The organism is Caballeronia sp. LjRoot31 (assembly GCF_964253885.1).
Taxonomy (GTDB): Bacteria; Pseudomonadota; Gammaproteobacteria; order Burkholderiales; family Burkholderiaceae; genus Caballeronia.
This window is the reverse complement of sequence record NZ_CAXURX020000001.1, coordinates 1620632-1637741: the sequence shown is the minus strand read 5'-3', so window position 1 is coordinate 1637741 and position 17110 is coordinate 1620632. Positions and strand designations below refer to the sequence as shown.

The window sequence follows — 17110 nt, the reverse complement described above, 5'->3', positions numbered from 1 at the left end:
GCTTTTATCATGCAGGATTGGGCGGGTATTACTGCCGCGGCAAAGGTGGGTGGCTGGGTGGTGTACCCGCTCACGCTTCTTGCCGTGCTGGCGATCGCTATCGTAATCGATCGCGCGTATGTGTTCGTGCGATTTGCAAGCCAGCCCGGAACCGGCACCCACACGCTGCCGGCACAACATGCGTTCAGCCGCCTCGATGCAACCGTGACGGCCCCAGCCGGAACACCACTATGGCTGGTCGAAGCCCGTGCGCAATCGGCGGCAACGCGTATCGAACGGGACATGAGCCGCGGCTTCTGGGTGTTGGAGACTATCGTGACGGCCGCGCCCTTGCTCGGGCTGCTGGGGACCATTGTCGGAATGATGCATTCGTTCCAGCTATTCGGCGGCAACGGCCTGGTTAATCCTGGCGGTGTGACCGGTGGCGTGGCTCAATCGCTCGTGGCGACAGCGATCGGATTGGTCGTCGCGTTGTTCGCGCTTTTCGCGTTCAACTATTTCTCGCGACGCCTTGAACGCCTGATCGATGATCTCGAAGTGCACGCCAACGAGCGCCTGAGCGAGATTCGACTCAAGGCCGAAAGCGCCGAATCGATAACCGGAGACTCGCGATGAAGTTCCGGCGCTCGCGGGCGTCCAGGCGTGGGCGCATCGAGATCATTCCGATGATCGACGTGATGTTCTTTTTGCTCGCCACGTTCATGCTGGCGTCGCTGGCCATGCAACGGCTGGATGCCGTCAAGGTCGATTTGCCGTCGGGACAGGCGCAGCAGATGTCCGAGGATCAGCCGTTGACCCTGGCGGTCGATCGCACGAACACGATCTTTCTCGACCGCCAGCCCGTGCGTCTCGATCAGGTGGAAGCCGGCGTGAGGCGGCTTCTCAAACCGGACCGGAACGTGGTCATTGCCGCGGACGACGCCGCGGCACAAGGAGCGGTCGTTCAGGCCATGCTGGCCGCGCGCCGCGCGGGCGCGGAGCATTTCCTGATCGCAATACGCCGTGAGTAGCGGGATGGGACGATGGGAAGGTCTGATGGCTGCGTCTCGGTTCAGATTCGGCGCGGCCCTTCTGATTGCGTTTGTGCTTTGGGCGCTTCTGCTGACCCGGATCGTGAACCCGCTCTTGCGACCTCTGCCAAACCCCGCCGCCCCGGTGCAAGCGACTATGGAAATGCGTCTTGTCGAATTGGCCGCGCCCTCCGCAAATACACGTGCCACCGCCCCTTCGGCGCCCGCTGCGGCGCCCACCCCGCAAGTGCACACACGACGAGATCCAGCGCCCGTCCGAGTGGTGAAACCGCGCGAAATCCAGCGTCCGTCCCCGGAACCCATGATAGTGAAAACAGACCAAGCTGCGCCGTCAGCGCCGCCGGAAGCAAGCCCCGCAGCAACATCCACGGCAGCTGTAACAGCGTCGTCATCTTCTGCATCAACAAGCAATACAGCGGCTGCGTCAGCGGGCTCCGCCGCACGCGTCATCAGTCAGCCAATGCCTTCTCTTCCCGACGATCTTCGTGAGGATGCCTATCAGGTGGTCGCAGTCGCGCGTTTCGATATCCACGCGGATGGAACAATTGAAGTAGAACTTTCGAAGCCGACGCAGAACCCTCGCCTGAACGCATTACTGCTTGAAACGCTGCGCAAATGGCGTTTTTTCCCCGCGATGCAAGGGGGACACCCAGTGGAGAGTCATCAGGACGTGCGTGTGCATTTCAACGTGAGTTAAACCGTTGCGCTTAACGCAAGCAGCGGACTGGTAAGTAGCCGCGTCAGAATCAAGGCCCAACCCACGAGTTGACTCATGTCATAAGCGGCCATCGCGCAAGCTGCACATGCTGCGTTTTCCCAACCCTGCTATCTACGAGAACAAACTCGCGCGCGGTCCAGCGGACTGGTTCGATCGTTCGTTCGACGACTTCGTGCTTGTCGTAAAGCAAGGTCAGATGTGGCGTGAAGCCTGACGGTTTCAGATTCAATCCGGCCCTCGCCAACGTGGCGCCGAGAACGCCGCGGAATTCCCTCAGCGCACCGGCGCCGTCGCTTCCAAGCAGTACGACAGGCCGGTCGCGCGCCGTCCGGTAAAAAGTGCCGACGTGATCAAACGCAACGTCGAACGCGGGCATGGAAATGGTGGAAGCAGTGGCTTGCGCCCACGATGCGACACGCTCAAAAAACGTATCGTGGACACCGATAGAATGCAATGTCACGTGGAAGTGCGCAGTCGGAAGCGGCTTTCCCTTCAAGCCATGTTCGACACGCAGACGCTGCACCAACCGCTCGATACACATGGCGGTATCCGGGTCCGGCACAATCGCGAAGAACAGGTGATGACGCTCAACCGGTCGCGGCGCGGGCCTTGCGTCTAATCCCGGTAGCACTAATTGCTCTGACATACGATTATCACGCTCACGGTTCATGGGATCCTCCGCTCGGCTGGTGCCCGGACGATTGCCAACCGATTGCTGACCGATCGCTGACCGATCGCTGACCGGCTTAAACGCGGGCAATCACGTCAATCGATCACCCGGACCTTCCCCGAAGCGAGATCGTAGATCGCTCCGACCACTTGAATCTTGCCCGCCCTCACATACTCTCCGATCAGCGGCTTCGAGACCCTCAACCGGTTGGCGTTCAGCCGCACATTTTCGATAGTGGCGTCCGCCACCAGATCGCCGTGCCCGTGCGTCCTGGCAATCTCGACGGCCGGCCGGATCGCCCTGACCAATTCGGGCAAATGCCCCGGCAAGACGGCATGCTCCCGGATCGCCTTGACTGCGGCGGAAACTGCGCCGCAATGTGTGTGTCCGAGCACCACGATCAACGGTACACCCAGGAACTTCACCCCGTATTCCAGGCTGGCGAGTCCGTCGTCGTTGACGAAATTGCCGGCGACCCTTACGACGAACAGATCGCCCGGGCCTTGATCGAACGCCAATTCAGGCGAAACCCGCGAATCCGCGCAACCGACAATCGCCGCAATGGGATATTGCGCCGTAACTCGCGCCGCCCGGCCAGCGGAATAGTCCTTGTTTTCAGGCATATTGGCGGCATATCGATTGTTGCCCTGCAGCAGGCGAGCAAGCGCATCTGAGGGGGCAATCGCGTTGGGAACAAGTCCCGTTGAAGCCTGATCTGCACGCGCATCGTGCAACGAAAATGCAGCGAGGGTCGCGGACGCCACACCGGCGAACAGGGCGCGCCGCCGCGACAAAGAACACATCGAATGAACGCACATGGATCATCTCCTCAAGAGGGATAAACGCCGCACTCATCGCCGGACGCAGATGCACGTCCCACGCTCTTCGATAATGCGTCAACCGCGCCCAGGCGAACGTGTTCTTCGCCTCGTTGCGCTTCAATTGCCGCCGCGCCAATCACGGCTACCGAGCCGAAAACGTCGACTCGCTCATTGGATACCGGCGACCGGAACCGTGACAATGGGTTGTGCATACCTTACGTTCGCCGCAGGCACGGGAGCGTAACTGCGCTGTACCGGCACATAGAGCACCCGCTTCGCGCCGGGACGGTGTAATGGACAGGCCGCGACGGCGGTACATAGACCATAGCCGGTCTGGCGTAGACAACAAATGTCCGCGCTTCAGCGCCGGTGGAGAGCATGAGCCCGAGAGCGGCGGCGAATGCACTGATAAGACGAATATTCATGTGAATTCCCTTCGATTCGATCGGCAGGTCTCGTCTTATGGTGGCGCCGCTTAGAAGCCTTCGCAAGCGAATTGGCGCCCGCACATCGAGCACGGCGTTGCGCGTACTATTTGCGTCTGGACGCGGCTGAAACGATCACGCTGCGCAACTCCTTACTGACAGAAGCGAAGATGGAGACGGAGACGGAGACGGACTTGACCACCCTAGACAATCTGTTCGATGCAACCACTGCCCGCGAAGGCGCGACCTACGTACTGGTTCACGGCGCCTGGCACGGCGGATGGTGCTGGAATGCCGTCGCCCGAATCTTGCGCGCGCATGGGCATCAGGTCTTTACCCCTACGCTCAGTGGCCTTGGTGAACGTGCGCATCTGCTTTCGAAGACTATTGATCTCAGCGTCTTCATCCAGGACGTCGTCAATGTCCTCGAGTACGAAGACCTGACCAACGTCGTTCTGGTCGGCCACAGTTTTGGCGGACTGCCGATCACCGGCGCGGCGGATCGCGTGCCTCAGCGCATCCGACAACTTGTCTTTCTTGATGCCGTCGTGCTCGAACACGGACAGACGGCGTTCTCCCGGCTCGCCCGCGAGATCGTCGCGCAACGCATCGCGCAATCGAACGAAACCAGCGGAGGCGTCTCCATACCGGTGCCGCCCGCGCGTGCATTCGGCGTGTTCGAACCCGCCCAGGTGGCGCTGCTGGAACGCAACTGCACGCCCCATCCGCTGAAGACCTTCGATGACCCCATAACGCTCAACGGACCCGCGGGTGGCACCATCCCGAAGGTGTACATCCAGTGTGTCGATCCGGTGTACGCGCCGTTGCAAACCAGCCGCGACTTCGTGCGTGCTCAAGCAGACTGGGCGTGGGACGAGATAGAAACCGGACACGACGCAATGATCAGCGCGCCCGAAGCGCTTGCCGCCAAATTGCTCCGGTACGCGTCGTAGTCAGGCGGGTTTGGCGATCGCTGCACGTACTGCCTGGCAGTGCCGCACAAGCTCAGGTCGTGTCAAAACAAACTGCTTGAGCGGCGTGTCTATATCGTAGAAAAAGATGTTTGCCACGAAACCATAAACGCTGGCGTCGACAGTTGATGGTTGCGCGCCGAACAGGAATTCACTGTCGCCAAGCAGGTTCGAAATCACCTGCAAATCGGAGACACCGCGCGCATAGACCTCACTGGTTTCAAAACGGCCGATGCCTTGATATCGATACCGCTCGAAGTTGTATTGTCTTGCCGCGTCGAGACTGTCTGCCGTAATGCCCGGATGTGCCGACATGAACGCGTCCTTGAAGACCGGCCAGAAACGCGGATCGCTCCAGCGTGAATACGACATGACCCAATACAGATCGTCGAGCGCGCGCCCGATCAAAAAGTCCAGGTCTTGCTGGATAGGTGTCAGCGCGTGATCAATAGCCAAGCCGTACTTCCGCTTCAGATAAGCGATGATGGCGTCGCTGTCGCCAATCGATTCCTGATCGTCGGTCACGTAGGGAAGCTGTCCGCGAGGCGCGGATTTTGTATCGAGGATATGCCGATGCTCGAAAGGCAAACCGCAAAGTTTGAGGAACGCGAATACCTTCAGACCATACGGATTGTTGTCTTCGAGACCGTACAGTTCCGGGTATGAAAAGAGAGTGATCATGCAACGCTCCCTGAAAAGAGTGCTGCGTGGCGGGTATGGACGTAGGCACTTGCAGTTTATTCCAGCGGGCTTGGCGAGCAACTGGAAACGCTCGGGCGCTTGTACCGTGCCCGGGCACGCCGCTGCCGATCGCTCATATCGAGAAAAGCCGCCGCGCCTGCCATCACTCACGCTTCGACGTTCGGCTAGGCTACCGCGCGGCTCACTCCTGATGCGCCGAACCCGTCGCAATGCGCTCGGCTAAACCGGCGTCGTAGCTGGAATGGACATGCACCCGCTTCTTGTCAGGATACGCGTACGTGTAGGCCTTCCTCAGCGCCAGCGACGCTTCATGAAAGCCCGAAAGAATCAGCTTTTGCTTGTTCGGATAGTTCGCGATGTCTCCCACTGCGAAGATTCCCGGTCGCGAGCTTTCGTAGTTCGACGTATCCACATCGACCCGGCCGCCGACAATTTTCAAACCCCAGTTCGCGATCGGTCCAAGGTCGGCGACCAGACCGTACAGCACCACGAGATGATCCGCATCGATCTGCGCGGTGCCGCCAATCTGCCGGATCTCGATCGATGCCAGCTTGTTTTCGGGGGCAGCCAGCGCGGCGATAGAACCCACCATGAACTCCATTTCTCCCGCATCGACCGCGCGCCTCATCTCATCGACACTCGATGCCACCGCGCTGAACCCATTGCGCCGATGCACCAGTACTACCCGGCGCGCGACTTGGCGCAAGGCCAGCGCCCAATCAAGCGCGGAGTCGCCGCCGCCGGCGACTATCACGGTCTTATCGGCGAAATTGGCGAGATTGCGCACGCTGTAGTGGACGTGGCTATCTTCAAGCGGTGTCGCTTCGGGAAGTGCAAGACGCTGCGGTACGAACGCGCCGTTCCCGGCGGCCAGCATGATCGCGGCGGTATCGAATATGAGGCCCTGGCCTGTCGTGACCGTCCATCGGCCGTCTTCGCGCTGCTGTACGGTTTCGACTCGTTGACCTAAATGAATCGGGACGTTGAACGGACGGCATTGCTCCATGAGCCGGTCGACGAGTTCGCGTGCCGTGCATGATGGAATCGCGGGGATATCGTAGATGGGCTTGTCGGGGTACAACTCGATGCATTGCCCGCCGATCCGTTCGAGCGTATCCACGATCTGACACGATAACCCGACCACACCCGCCTCGAATGCCGCAAAGAGACCTACGGGCCCTGCGCCGACGATCAGGACATCGGTTCGTATCGGGGATGTTGATGCGGTTGGTGTGTCGACACGAGTGTCTGCTTCAGAAGTCATTCGGTATCCGTGGTGTCATGCACGCGGGCGCGCTGCATCTGTTGATCCACCATACAGAACCTGCCGGCTCAGGGCAACGAAGGCACTATCGGCGGCGTGGACAGCGGTTGAAAGGGGATAAATGTCTATGTGCCACTGATCCGAGCCTATCCCGCGCGGACGCCAACTCAACACAGCTCAGCACAACGGCGGGGATTTCGCGCTCCGTATAGTTTTCATCGGACGACATACGTGGCTAGATCCAAGTAAATATCAATAAAGACGGTACTTCCACAAGATCCGTATCTGTAATGCCGTTGGCGACTTCCCGATAGACCAGATAAAAGAAAACAACAACGTACTCATTTTGTAAATGTGGAACCAACCGCGCTCATCGTTGGCAGCTCAGGTGGTTGCGATATTATACGTCATTGACGTATAATCAACCCATGCTGACAATAGTTGAAACGCCTCTTTTCAAGAACCTTGTATCCGACTACTGGAGCGAGGACGAACGCGGTGAGTTCTGCTCATGGCTCGCCAATAATCCGGATTCGGGGGACGTTATCCCCGGCTCAGGAAGTTGCCGGAAAGTCCGGTGGAAACGTCAGGGCAGTGGCAAGAGCGGTGGCGTCCGCGTCATCTACTACAACCGACTGGCAAACGGCGAGATATGGTTGCTGACTATCTACGCCAAGAGCGCACAGGAAAATATCCCGTCGCACATCCTTAAAGCAATCAAGGAGGCAATCGATCATGCCTAAGACAGAAAAGGAACTCACCGAGCGCGACAAAACACGCGATATCGGTGCGGAATTGCTGGAAGCTGTCCAGCAGATGAAGGGCGGAATGGCTGCCCGCACAACCACCGTTAAGTTGAATGCAGCAAGCGAAGCCCGCATGAAAGTGGGTCTGTCTCAATCCCAGTTTGCCTCGGCGCTGGGCGTATCGGTACGGACGCTTCAAGAATGGGAGCAAGGTCGCCGGGCCCCATCTGGTGCCGCGCAACGCCTGTTGAATATCGCAGCAAGACATCCCGAAGTACTCATCGAAGAACTGGCTACAAGTTAGCGACTGCGTTACGCCGGACAACGAGATTAGCCAGCCTCATCATTGTTGTAGACCGCGCGAGAAGATCGTCCGCCCTATGACAGACGCTTCTCGATCCAGTCTCCGTTGAACTCAGGGCCCGCATGGCCAGGATAGAGGCCAGGCAGTCGACGTTATCGCCGACTGGATGACTGGCAAACCGCCCTCATCACAACGCGGGCTGGTCCCCATCGAGCCGCAGGTAAACCCGGTAACCAAGGAGGCTTGCTTGCCAAAAGACACCGTTGTGCTATAAAAAAATGCTGGCTAGAACATATCGACCAGTCGCCCAGCCGAAGAAATGGGCGCCTCCACTGGAGCGAGCACAATAATTCATGAGTCTTCTGGAGCTCAGAGACGTTTCCAAACACTTCGGCGCCATTCGCGCCCTGAACGGTGTGACGTTGAGTCTGGAGCCGGGCCAGGTGGTCGGGCTCATGGGAGACAACGGCGCCGGGAAATCGACGCTGGTGAAAGTAATCGCCGGTAACTTCCCCCCGTCGCATGGCGAAATCCTCATCGACGGCAAGCAGGTGCATTTCGGCAAGCCGGTTGACGCCCGCGCTCAGGGTATCGAAGTCGTCTATCAGGACCTCGCGCTCTGCGACAACCTCACGGCGGCGGCAAATGTCTTCCTCGGCCGTGAGCCACGGCTCGGTTTCTGGCCCATCCGCATTCTCGATCACGCGACCATGTACCGGCGCGCCGGCGAACTCTTCAAAGAACTCAAATCCGAGACGCGCCCGCTCGATCTCGTCAGGCAGATGTCAGGAGGCCAGCGACAGGCTGTGGCGATCGCTCGCACGCGCCTCTCCGAGGCGCGGCTCGTCATCATGGATGAACCGACGGCCGCAATCAGCGTGCGGCAGGTGGCGGAGGTGCTCAGCCTCATCAAACGGCTGTCCGAACATGGCATCGCGGTCATTCTCGTCAGCCACCGCATGCCTGACGTTTTCACCGTCGCCGACCGCGTGATCGTGATGCGGCGCGGGCACAAGGTCGCGGACAAGAAGACCGAAGCGTCCTCACCGGAAGAAGTGACTGCGCTCATCACCGGAGCGATCGCCACCGCCTGAACTGAACCTGACCCTGACTCGCATGGGAGTCCGAAATTGAACGATCCGCAGGAACGGCCTACGCCAATGTCGGCATTGCTGGATAACCCGCAAGCCGCGAGCACCCATACCCGCTGGACGGGGCTGATGGCGAGCCAGGTGTTCTGGGTGGTGCTCGCCACCATCGTCGCCTGCGTCGTGCTCTCGTTCGTGACCTCGACCTTTGCGACACAGCAGAACCTTTTCAACGTCACGCGCAACTTCGCCTTTGTCGCAATCGTCGCGCTCGGCATGATGGCCGTGATCATCACGGGCGGCATCGACATTTCGGTCGGCTCGACTATCGGCTTGAGCGGTATCGTCCTCTCGGTGGTCATGAATGCCGGCTACCCGATCTGGGCCGGCATCGGCATGGGGCTCTTGACCGCAGGACTCGTCGGCCTCGTGAACGGTCTGCTTATCGCCTATCTCGACATGCAGCCTTTCGTCGTGACGCTCGGCATGCTGAGCGTTGGCCGCAGCCTCGCGCTGGTGTTCTCCGGCAGCCGGACGATTTTCGATTTCGGTCCCGACGGCAGCAAGCTCCTTGCGCTCGGCGGCGGCAAGACCTTCGGCCTCGCCAATCCGGTGTGGTTCCTGATTGTCCTCGCCGTGCTTTTCTGGTTCGCTTTTGCGTGGACGCGCTGGGGCCGCTACGTCTTCGCGGTCGGCGGCAACCGCCATGCGGCGAGACTCACCGGCGTTCCGGTGCGTCGCATCATCTGTTCCGTCTATGTGCTCGCCGGACTCATGGCGGGCGTCGCGGCGATCCTCGAAGTCGGCTGGCTCGGCGCGGTGACAACCGGCCTTGGCACCGGCGACGAATTGCGCGTGATCGCCGCGACCGTGATCGGCGGCACCAATCTCATGGGCGGCATCGGCAGCGCCTTCGGGACCGTCGTCGGCGCCGCACTTATCGAAGTCATCCGCAATAGCCTGATCCTGCTCGGCGTCGACTCGTTCTGGCAGGGGACGGTCGTGGGTGCCTTCATCATCGTCGCCGTGCTGTTTAACCGGCTCGGCGGCGAGCGGCAAGGAGATTGAAATGTCTTCGGGGGCACTAGCCGCGATACGGCCGGTGCCTGGAGGGACGGCCGGACAAGATGCGGAACTGCCGGACGCTGGGGTTCACAAGAAACGCGAGGTTCTGCGGGAAGGATAAAGCGCGGACACGGGCTTTCCTTGCGATTATTACGACAATCGTGCAAGCAGACATGGGCACCGTAGAGCCCACGCCGACAGCTTGGCATGGGACCGGAGGCAACAATGAAGAAAATGTTGATGTGTCTTGCTGCGATCGGAGGGCTTGCCATGCTGGCCTCCTCTTCCGCCTTCGCAGCCGATAAGACCCTGGCGCTGGTGGTAAAGGGACTCGACAACCCCTACTTCGACCTCATGCATCAGGGATGCGAGCGGGCGAACAAGGAACTCAAAAACCAGGGCTATACGTGCTACTACACGGGTCCCGCGACGGCGGCGGACGAAAGCGCTGAAGTGCAGATCATCGATGACCTTCTGACCAAGGGCGTGTCGGGGATGGCGATCTCGCCCGCGAACGCCCCGGCCGTGGCCGAAGAGTTGCGCCGCCGCAATGTGACGATCCCGGTCATCACCGCAGATGCCGATTTGTTGCCGAAGGACGTCTCGCTCCGGAAGACCTACGTCGGCACCGACAATTATGAACTGGGCGTCAAGCTCGGCGAGCAGTTGAAGTTGTTGATGCCGAAGGGCGGGAATGTCTGCCTTGTCATGGGCAATCCGGCGGCCGAGAACATCAACCAGCGCGCTCAGGGTACGCGCGACGCGCTCTCCGGCAAGAAGGGAATCGCGAAGCTCGCGGGAGAAAACGGTTGGCATGAGATCAGCGCCTGCCCGCTCTACGTGAACGACGACGCCGCCAAGGCGAACCAGATGATGCAGGACACGCTGACCGCCAATGCCACCGGTCTCGATGCCTTCGCGCTCGAGGGCGGCTGGGCGCTCTTTGCGCCGCAGGCCTATTCGCAAGTCGTAGCTCCTATCATGGACAAGATCCAGAGCGGCAAGTTCGTGATCGTCTCGGCCGATACGCTCGGACCGGAACTGCAGGCTCTCAAGGATCACAAGGTCAATGTCCTCGTTGGCCAGCGGCCGGAAGAAATGGGCTATCAGGCAGCGATGGTCATGCGTGACCTCGCGCAAGGAAAGACGGTGAAGCCGGTCATTCACACCGGCCTTGATACCTGTACCTGGAAGAACGCCGACACCTGCCTCAAGCATTGAAGACCGGGAGGGTCCATTGCAAAGAGGGATGCGGGAGCCGAGGCAGCTTCGACTCGGCCCCGTCAGGCGGCTTTATTTTGTCGAACAGGCGGTTCATGAAGCCCGCCTGCGTCAGGCCCGCTTTCCTTGAGCGAGGTCGATCAGATCGTCAAGCAGGTGAACCGGTCAAAGCGAGCGGCGCGGCGACGATAACCAAGCCCTTTCGGAACATTTTCTCCAACATAAAAAATCGCCTGATACTGCTCCGGTCACAACGCAAAACCTCCATCGATCGTCAGGCTGGACCCCGTCATGTATGTGGCCTCTTCGCTCGCGAGATAGGAAACAAGTGCCGCGATCTCGGTGGGCTGCCCCACGCGCCGCAGCGGCACCATCTCGGCAAGCCGCGAGATCATGCCGGCGGGGATGTCGGTCTCGATCGGACCTGGCTGGATGTTGTTCACGATGATCCGGCGCGGCGCGAGATCGAGCGCGATGCCCTTCACCATGGTCGCCACAGCGGCTTTAGTTGTCGCGTAAACCGTCGAGCCCGGGAAGCTCGAGCGAACCGCCGTGTTGCTGCCGATAGCACGCCGGCACAGATGGTCGCCCGGGTATCCAACGTGCGTTTGTGCTGGAGGATGAACGGCATCATCGCATCCAGCCATGACTCGTAACGCTAACTCGCTGAAGCGCCACACTGGCCCGCGCCTTATGCAATTTCTTGTAACTGTCGATCAAGCGGTGGTGCCTATCCAGACCCTCCAGTTTCATACTCGTTGGCGTGAGCCCGTAGAAGCGTACGCTGCCGTCCACTGACCCCATTGCCGCGTCCATCCGAGCGTTGCCAAACATCCGACGGAAGTTGACCACGTAGTCGTCCAGTTCCAGGTCGTCATCGAGCAGCACCTCCAGGACCACATTCAAGGCCTGGTAAAACAATCCGCGTTCGACCGTATTGTCGTTGTACTGCAGGAAGGCACCTACCAGCTCTTGTGCCTCCTCAAATTGCTTCAAAGCGAGATGAATCAGCAGCTTCAACTCGAGGACGGTTAGCTGTCCCCATTCCGTATTCTCGTCAAACTCGATGCCGATCAAAGTGGCAATATCGGAGTGCTCATCCAGTTCATTGTTATCCAGCCGCTCAAGCAATGCTGCCAGGCCGGTATCGTCCAGGCGATGCAAGTTCAAGATATCGGCGCGGAACAACAGCGCCTTGTTTGTGTTATCCCAGATCAAATCCTCGACCGGATAAACTTCCGAATACCCGGGCACCAAAATCCGGCAGGCCACGGCGCCCAGTTGGTCATACACTGCCGTGTACACCTCTTTGCCCATGTCTTCGAGAATGCCGAACAACGTTGCGGCTTCCTCGGCATTGGAGTTTTCACCCTGGCCAGAAAAATCCCATTCAACAAACTCGACATTCGCTTTGGCGCTGAAAAAGCGCCACGACACCACACCGCTCGAATCAATGAAGTGCTCTACGAAGTTATTGGGCTCAGTCACAGCGTTACTGACAAAGGTGGGCTGGGGTAAATCGTTCAGGCCTTCAAAACTGCGCCCCTGTAGCAACTCGGTAAGACTCCGTTCCAGCGCCACCTCAAAGCTTGGGTGTGCGCCGAACGAGGCAAAGACGCCGCCTGTCCGCGGGTTCATCAACGTGACGCACATCACCGGGTAGGTCCCACCCAGCGACGCATCCTTGACCAGCACCGGAAAACCCTGCTCTTCCAACCCCTGAATCCCGGCCAGAATGCCGGGGTATTTCGCCAGCACTTCGTGCGGCACATCAGGCAATGCGATTTCACCTTCCAGAATTTCGCGCTTTACCGCCCGTTCGAAAATTTCGGACAGACATTGCACCTGCGCTTCGACCAGCGTATTACCCGCACTCATGCCATTGCTGACGAACAGGTTTTCGATCAGGTTGGACGGAAAATACACCACTTCGCCGTCCGACTGCCGCACAAACGGCAGCGAACAGATACCGCGCTGCACATTGCCGGAGTTGGTGTCATACAGATGCGAGCCACGCAACTCGCCATCGGGATTATAAATTTCCAGGCAGTACGCATCCAGAATTTCAGCCGGCAGCGCATCCTTACGGCCAGGCTTGAACCAGCGCTCGCTCGGATAATGTACAAACGCCGCATTGGCAATGTCTTCGCCCCAAAACGTGCCGGCGTAGAAATGATTGCAATTCAGTCGCTCGATATACTCTCCCAATGCCGACGCCAACGCGCCTTCCTTGGTCGCGCCCTTGCCATTGGTAAAACACATCGGCGAGTGCGCATCGCGGATATGCAGCGACCACACATTGGGAACAAGATTGCGCCACGAAGCGATTTCAATCTTGATGCCTAAGCTCGCCAAAACGCCCGACATATTGGCGATGGTTTGCTCCAGCGGCAGATCCTTGCCCGCGATATAGGTGCTGGCGTCAGAAGCTGGCTTCGACATCAGCAAGGACTGAGCATCGGCATCCAGGTTCTCCACCTCTTCGATGACAAACTCCGGTCCGGCTTGCACCACTTTTTTCACGGTACAACGGTCGATGGAGCGCAAAATACCTTGGCGGTCTTTGGCCGTGATATCCGCCGGCAACTCAACCTGAATCTTGAAAATTTGTTGGTACCGGTTTTCCGGATCAACAATATTATTCTGCGACAGGCGGATATTTTCGGTAGGAATATTGCGAGTTACGCAGTACAACTTCACAAAGTAAGCTGCACACAGGGCCGATGAGGCCAGGAAATAATCGAAGGGACCAGGCGCCGAGCCATCGCCCTTATAGCGGATAGGCTGGTCGGACACTACCGTGAAGTCATCGAACTTGGCTTCAAGGCGTAGCTTATCGAGAAAGTTGACTTTAATTTCCATGGGGAAATTCCAAAAATGGTGCTCAAAACAAAATATAAAGCCCTGTAAAAAACAGGGCTTTAATGGTTAATCAACTAGCAAATGATGTTTCCTGGCGGGAATTCTACTCCACTCGATTGTCGATTCAACGGCTGGAGCCTTGTGGAGAGGGGTAAATTGACGTGCCATTCGACGATCGGCAACATGTCTTCGCCACATGTGTACGTGTGTTGAACTCTCAGTTGAGGGCGCGGCATGCCGCTCAATTCTCGCCACGCGCGCGCTTCAACTCGAGGTAGTTGTGGTTTGCCTCAGCATCGTCCGCCCGATACGCGATGTTCGGAGCAACGCTCCCGTCCTCTCCGTTAAGACCCGGCAATGACAGGAGGTGGTCTCGGAGATCGCCCCGGGAAACGGAAGCGGCCATCAATGGAAGGAGATACGCGTCAAGGTGCTTGCCTTGCGGATTTTCCAGTTCCCGGGTAAGCGATTCCAGGTAATCCCCCTTCCGGGACACATTCCAGTTAATGGCGAAGCCTGCGCGGTGGCAAAGCTCCGCGTGGACGAGAAGCATGGTACGACCGTTCCCGTCCAGAAAAGGATGGCCCCAAGCGAAAGCGCCCATGACCATCCCCGACTTTTCACGCATCGCCTTTGGATTGTTGCCTGCCGACAGGCCCCATTCAACGGCACGCTGGCACAACTCCGACGCTTCGAACTGTATTCTCTGCCCCTTCCCGACCAGTCGTCCGACACCGAGAGCATGACGATCCTGGCCTGCCCAAGGGTAAAACTCGCTAAACAGGATCCGGTGAACCTCAAGGAAGTGCACGTACGTAATCGAACCTTTGATGGCATGAAGGTACGCCAATGCTGCCTCGAGGTTCGACTCGAAGAATCCGTGTTCTATGTACTTGAGTTCATCCAGATCCTTGATGCTGTCGACGTTACGCAGGTAACCCTTGCTTTCGTAGTCCCCGAACGGATCGAACACGCTTGACTTCCCTTATGTGGTTTGCCATCAATCGGGCAAACTGCCGACCATTAATCCGATCCTGTTTCTTGAGCGCAACCAGCAGCTTACCTGTCAGATCGAGCTTGACATCGTCCCCCGCCGCTCGCGTCACTGCCTCGGCGAAATCATCGAGGCCCGAGCGCTGGTATTGAACGCCGTAGGCTTGCGCGAGCCGTTCGACAAACTTCCCGACGTTTTGTGTTGGCAGCTTGTCGACATCTGCAGGTAGCTTGGGAACGGAGCCCATTTGCGGTCTTTCGCGTTGACCGACATACCGCACCCGGATGTTATCCCAGCCTAGCTTGCGAGAAATCCGGCTAGCGCCGGTGTCAACCAGGCAAACGGAGCGACCGTTTTCGTGCTGGATTGTGACATTAAGCACCGCGACACCCAGTTTCCCGAGCGCCTCGCGCAACAGCATGTCACAACCAACGGCAAATCGCGTGTCGCCTTCAGGATCCGGACTGGTCTTGGCATAAACACCCGCTCCAAGTCGAACCAGGCGTCCATTGGCAACGAGGTGCTGAAGCGCAGCGCTAAGGTGCGACGAACTCCCCAAGCCAGCCAGTTCACGTCGAAGCACGACATTACCCGACCGCTTCTTCAGCGACATCAAAAGCTTACCGTCCAGGTTCATCAGTCACCTCTAAGGCCGGCGTACAAGGTTCTATTATAACTCACCTTAAAACTCTTAACAAACAATGAGTTACAGACACAAATCCTGCCGAACCAACGGCATGTTTCGTCGGCTGGACGGCCGCTACCCGGGCTTCTCGCAGTCGTTCATGAAGCGTCGGCGATCCGCATTGCACTGGCTAGACCGCCACAAGTCGCTCATCCCAACGCCACCGCCACAATCGTGCATTCGGCGCATACCGTCGGCCCTACCGTCATTTTGCGGCACACATTCGGCCAGCCGTCTCCCGAATCGTCGAGAATTCGCTTATCTAGCAATGACTTACAACGAGAGAAATAGCAAAGAAAGTTTTGTGACAGATCGCATAAACCATTGATTTTATTATGATTTTTACCACCCATTCCCACTCGATTGTCAATAGCCCGCCGAATCCCTGTAGCGTTGCGCCTTCGGCGACTCGCTGAGCGCCAATACCGTGAGGCCTACTGAAGTTTCCTCCCAGCTGTCATCGGCTTTGCGCGGCCCGCATTGGAAAATCAACATCCACCGCTTAAAACAAATCACGAAAACTGGGCATCTCAAGACGACTTATGAGGACGATAACGTCAGCGATACTGTTGCGCGAGGCTGCTTTCAGCGCGGCCCTGACGTATCCCGGGCGCCACAGTCATTCCGCCCACTCCTCGCTAGAAGCATCCGAAGGGTGCTGCGGTCTGTATAGTTAGCTCTGTCAGGCGACTGTCGGGCCTGTGTCGTGTTGCCCTTTTCTCTCGCCGCTCATACTCGCCACATCAACCAACCGATGGAGGCACAAATGACCGCGACCGCACAACCACTGCAAGTTCGTCTATTGACTCCCGCCGAACTAGCTTTCCTGATCAAGGTATTTCGGGAAATGCGTCAGTGGTCGCAGGAGCAGTTGGCAGACATCTCCGGACTAAATGTCCGCACGATTCAACGAGCCGAAAAAGGCGAGCCCGCTAGCCTCGACACGCGTCGCGCACTCGCCCGTGCGTTTGAATTCGAAGATATCGACGCCCTGAGCAAGCCGTTCACCATTCCGACAGAAGAGGAACTCAGGACAGCCAAGGAAAAATTTTATCGCGAGAACGTCACGCTGGCGGCCACACCGCTGACGACCGGCAAGCAACTGGCAAAACTCGCCGAGTCCTGCACAATGGATTTGTCCGAGCCGGCATTCGAGTTGACACGCGACGCGGATGGTGTGTTTGCGGCCCTGGTCGATTATGTGCGTGATTATCGGGATTGCACCGACGCCTATGCGGAAACGCAGAAGTTCGAAGTCTATGACGAGATGCAATCCAGCATCGACACACTGCGAACACTTGGGGTCTCGCTGTGCTACGCCGTCCGGGAGGTAAAGGTGGCATGGGGTTTGGTGTCAGACAGCAAGCCGATGCCGGCCACTATCCTCTATGTCGTGGCGTTCCCGCTCGGCAATGAACCTGAGCAGTTCGCGACGCCAAAATCTGCCGGTATTAGGCTGTAGCTCCGAAGAAGCTCACATATGTGATTGCGGTGGCCGGAATGCCAATTCGCTTACGTTTATTCCGAGATGGAAGACTGAGAG

18 protein-coding genes are annotated in these 17110 nt (G+C 58.3%); 10 read left to right on the top strand and 8 right to left on the bottom strand.

What is annotated here, in order from left to right; all coding sequences use genetic code 11:
• Positions 1-9 precede the first annotated feature (9 nt).
• The 3 genes from ACSQ8V_RS07170 to ACSQ8V_RS07160 all read left to right on the top strand — a co-directional run bounded on the left by ACSQ8V_RS07170 (position 10) and on the right by ACSQ8V_RS07160 (position 1728).
• Positions 10-615 (top strand): MotA/TolQ/ExbB proton channel family protein, encoded by a 606-nt coding sequence (locus tag ACSQ8V_RS07170; protein ID WP_436205306.1) that lies wholly within the window; start codon positions 10-12, stop codon positions 613-615.
• Positions 612-1010, top strand: coding sequence for an ExbD/TolR family protein (locus tag ACSQ8V_RS07165; protein ID WP_213764101.1), 399 nt, complete (start codon positions 612-614; stop codon positions 1008-1010). Before ACSQ8V_RS07170 ends, ACSQ8V_RS07165 begins: the two co-directional genes overlap by 4 nt.
• Before the next feature lie 481 nt (positions 1011-1491).
• Complete coding sequence (locus ACSQ8V_RS07160) at positions 1492-1728, top strand: energy transducer TonB (RefSeq protein ID WP_255631310.1); 237 nt, start codon at positions 1492-1494, stop codon at positions 1726-1728.
• Between the two features lie 73 nt (positions 1729-1801).
• Here ACSQ8V_RS07160 and thpR read toward each other — a convergent pair whose 3' ends face one another.
• The gene (gene thpR, locus ACSQ8V_RS07155; RefSeq protein WP_436205305.1) at positions 1802-2395 is read right to left on the bottom strand and encodes an RNA 2',3'-cyclic phosphodiesterase; all 594 of its coding nucleotides are present in this window, start codon (positions 2393-2395) and stop codon (positions 1802-1804) included.
• 119 nt (positions 2396-2514) lie between these two features.
• The gene (locus ACSQ8V_RS07150) at positions 2515-3237 is read right to left on the bottom strand and encodes a carbonic anhydrase (RefSeq protein WP_436205304.1); all 723 of its coding nucleotides are present in this window, start codon (positions 3235-3237) and stop codon (positions 2515-2517) included.
• A 622-nt stretch (positions 3238-3859) separates the two neighbouring features.
• Here ACSQ8V_RS07150 and ACSQ8V_RS07145 point away from each other — a divergent pair.
• Positions 3860-4618: an alpha/beta fold hydrolase gene (locus tag ACSQ8V_RS07145; protein WP_436205303.1), complete on the top strand. Its 759-nt coding sequence runs from the start codon at positions 3860-3862 to the stop codon at positions 4616-4618.
• Here the strand turns inward: ACSQ8V_RS07145 and ACSQ8V_RS07140 are convergent, their stop codons facing one another.
• Positions 4619-5317, bottom strand: coding sequence for a glutathione S-transferase C-terminal domain-containing protein (locus ACSQ8V_RS07140; RefSeq protein WP_436205302.1), 699 nt, complete (start codon positions 5315-5317; stop codon positions 4619-4621).
• Positions 5318-5519: 202 nt separating this feature from the next.
• Positions 5520-6602 carry an NAD(P)/FAD-dependent oxidoreductase gene (locus ACSQ8V_RS07135; RefSeq protein ID WP_436205301.1) on the bottom strand — a complete coding sequence of 361 codons (1083 nt, stop codon included), beginning with the start codon at positions 6600-6602 and terminating at the stop codon, positions 5520-5522.
• A 428-nt stretch (positions 6603-7030) separates the two neighbouring features.
• On the opposite strand from ACSQ8V_RS07135, the gene ACSQ8V_RS07130 reads away from it, so the two are divergent.
• The 5 genes from ACSQ8V_RS07130 to ACSQ8V_RS07110 all read left to right on the top strand — a co-directional run bounded on the left by ACSQ8V_RS07130 (position 7031) and on the right by ACSQ8V_RS07110 (position 11026).
• Positions 7031-7345: a type II toxin-antitoxin system RelE/ParE family toxin gene (locus ACSQ8V_RS07130; protein WP_436181297.1), complete on the top strand. Its 315-nt coding sequence runs from the start codon at positions 7031-7033 to the stop codon at positions 7343-7345.
• Complete coding sequence (locus ACSQ8V_RS07125; RefSeq protein ID WP_436181296.1) at positions 7338-7652, top strand: helix-turn-helix domain-containing protein; 315 nt, start codon at positions 7338-7340, stop codon at positions 7650-7652. The genes ACSQ8V_RS07130 and ACSQ8V_RS07125 overlap by 8 nt, the downstream gene beginning before the upstream one ends.
• A gap of 353 nt (positions 7653-8005) precedes the next feature.
• On the top strand, positions 8006-8746 hold the full coding sequence (locus tag ACSQ8V_RS07120; RefSeq protein WP_213764107.1) for an ATP-binding cassette domain-containing protein: 741 nt from the start codon (positions 8006-8008) through the stop codon (positions 8744-8746).
• Positions 8747-8782: 36 nt separating this feature from the next.
• On the top strand, positions 8783-9808 hold the full coding sequence (locus tag ACSQ8V_RS07115; protein ID WP_436205300.1) for an ABC transporter permease: 1026 nt from the start codon (positions 8783-8785) through the stop codon (positions 9806-9808).
• A gap of 222 nt (positions 9809-10030) precedes the next feature.
• Positions 10031-11026 carry a sugar-binding protein gene (locus ACSQ8V_RS07110; protein ID WP_436205299.1) on the top strand — a complete coding sequence of 332 codons (996 nt, stop codon included), beginning with the start codon at positions 10031-10033 and terminating at the stop codon, positions 11024-11026.
• A gap of 248 nt (positions 11027-11274) precedes the next feature.
• On the opposite strand, the gene ACSQ8V_RS07105 is transcribed toward ACSQ8V_RS07110, so the two are convergent.
• The 4 genes from ACSQ8V_RS07105 to ACSQ8V_RS07090 all read right to left on the bottom strand — a co-directional run bounded on the left by ACSQ8V_RS07105 (position 11275) and on the right by ACSQ8V_RS07090 (position 15519).
• Complete coding sequence (locus tag ACSQ8V_RS07105) at positions 11275-11673, bottom strand: SDR family NAD(P)-dependent oxidoreductase (protein WP_436205298.1); 399 nt, start codon at positions 11671-11673, stop codon at positions 11275-11277.
• A complete protein-coding gene (locus ACSQ8V_RS07100) occupies positions 11657-13888 on the bottom strand; it encodes an OsmC domain/YcaO domain-containing protein (protein ID WP_436205297.1) in 2232 nt (743 codons plus the stop codon). The genes ACSQ8V_RS07105 and ACSQ8V_RS07100 overlap by 17 nt, the downstream gene beginning before the upstream one ends.
• Positions 13889-14129: 241 nt before the next feature.
• A complete protein-coding gene (locus ACSQ8V_RS07095; protein ID WP_436205296.1) occupies positions 14130-14861 on the bottom strand; it encodes a Fic family protein in 732 nt (243 codons plus the stop codon).
• A complete protein-coding gene (locus ACSQ8V_RS07090) occupies positions 14815-15519 on the bottom strand; it encodes a hypothetical protein (protein WP_436205295.1) in 705 nt (234 codons plus the stop codon). The genes ACSQ8V_RS07095 and ACSQ8V_RS07090 overlap by 47 nt, the downstream gene beginning before the upstream one ends.
• Positions 15520-16333: 814 nt before the next feature.
• On the opposite strand from ACSQ8V_RS07090, the gene ACSQ8V_RS07085 reads away from it, so the two are divergent.
• A complete protein-coding gene (locus ACSQ8V_RS07085; RefSeq protein ID WP_436205294.1) occupies positions 16334-17029 on the top strand; it encodes a helix-turn-helix transcriptional regulator in 696 nt (231 codons plus the stop codon).
• Positions 17030-17110 lie beyond the last annotated feature (81 nt).

Bases quoted from the DNA above. Each gene is read 5' to 3' on its own strand.
- ACSQ8V_RS07130 (WP_436181297.1), top strand. From the start codon at position 7,031: ATGCTGACAATAGTTGAAACGCCTCTTTTCAAGAACCTTGTATCCGAC.
- ACSQ8V_RS07085 (WP_436205294.1), top strand. From the start codon at position 16,334: ATGACCGCGACCGCACAACCACTGCAAGTTCGTCTATTGACTCCCGCC.
- ACSQ8V_RS07150 (WP_436205304.1), bottom strand. From the start codon at position 3,237: ATGTGCGTTCATTCGATGTGTTCTTTGTCGCGGCGGCGCGCCCTGTTC.
- ACSQ8V_RS07170 (WP_436205306.1), top strand. From the start codon at position 10: ATGCAGGATTGGGCGGGTATTACTGCCGCGGCAAAGGTGGGTGGCTGG.
- ACSQ8V_RS07160 (WP_255631310.1), top strand. From the start codon at position 1,492: ATGCCTTCTCTTCCCGACGATCTTCGTGAGGATGCCTATCAGGTGGTC.
- thpR (WP_436205305.1), bottom strand. From the start codon at position 2,395: ATGTCAGAGCAATTAGTGCTACCGGGATTAGACGCAAGGCCCGCGCCG.
- ACSQ8V_RS07100 (WP_436205297.1), bottom strand. From the start codon at position 13,888: ATGGAAATTAAAGTCAACTTTCTCGATAAGCTACGCCTTGAAGCCAAG.
- ACSQ8V_RS07105 (WP_436205298.1), bottom strand. From the start codon at position 11,673: ATGGCTGGATGCGATGATGCCGTTCATCCTCCAGCACAAACGCACGTT.
- ACSQ8V_RS07135 (WP_436205301.1), bottom strand. From the start codon at position 6,602: ATGACTTCTGAAGCAGACACTCGTGTCGACACACCAACCGCATCAACA.
- ACSQ8V_RS07110 (WP_436205299.1), top strand. From the start codon at position 10,031: ATGAAGAAAATGTTGATGTGTCTTGCTGCGATCGGAGGGCTTGCCATG.
- ACSQ8V_RS07120 (WP_213764107.1), top strand. From the start codon at position 8,006: ATGAGTCTTCTGGAGCTCAGAGACGTTTCCAAACACTTCGGCGCCATT.
- ACSQ8V_RS07165 (WP_213764101.1), top strand. From the start codon at position 612: ATGAAGTTCCGGCGCTCGCGGGCGTCCAGGCGTGGGCGCATCGAGATC.
- ACSQ8V_RS07140 (WP_436205302.1), bottom strand. From the start codon at position 5,317: ATGATCACTCTCTTTTCATACCCGGAACTGTACGGTCTCGAAGACAAC.
- ACSQ8V_RS07125 (WP_436181296.1), top strand. From the start codon at position 7,338: ATGCCTAAGACAGAAAAGGAACTCACCGAGCGCGACAAAACACGCGAT.
- ACSQ8V_RS07090 (WP_436205295.1), bottom strand. From the start codon at position 15,519: ATGAACCTGGACGGTAAGCTTTTGATGTCGCTGAAGAAGCGGTCGGGT.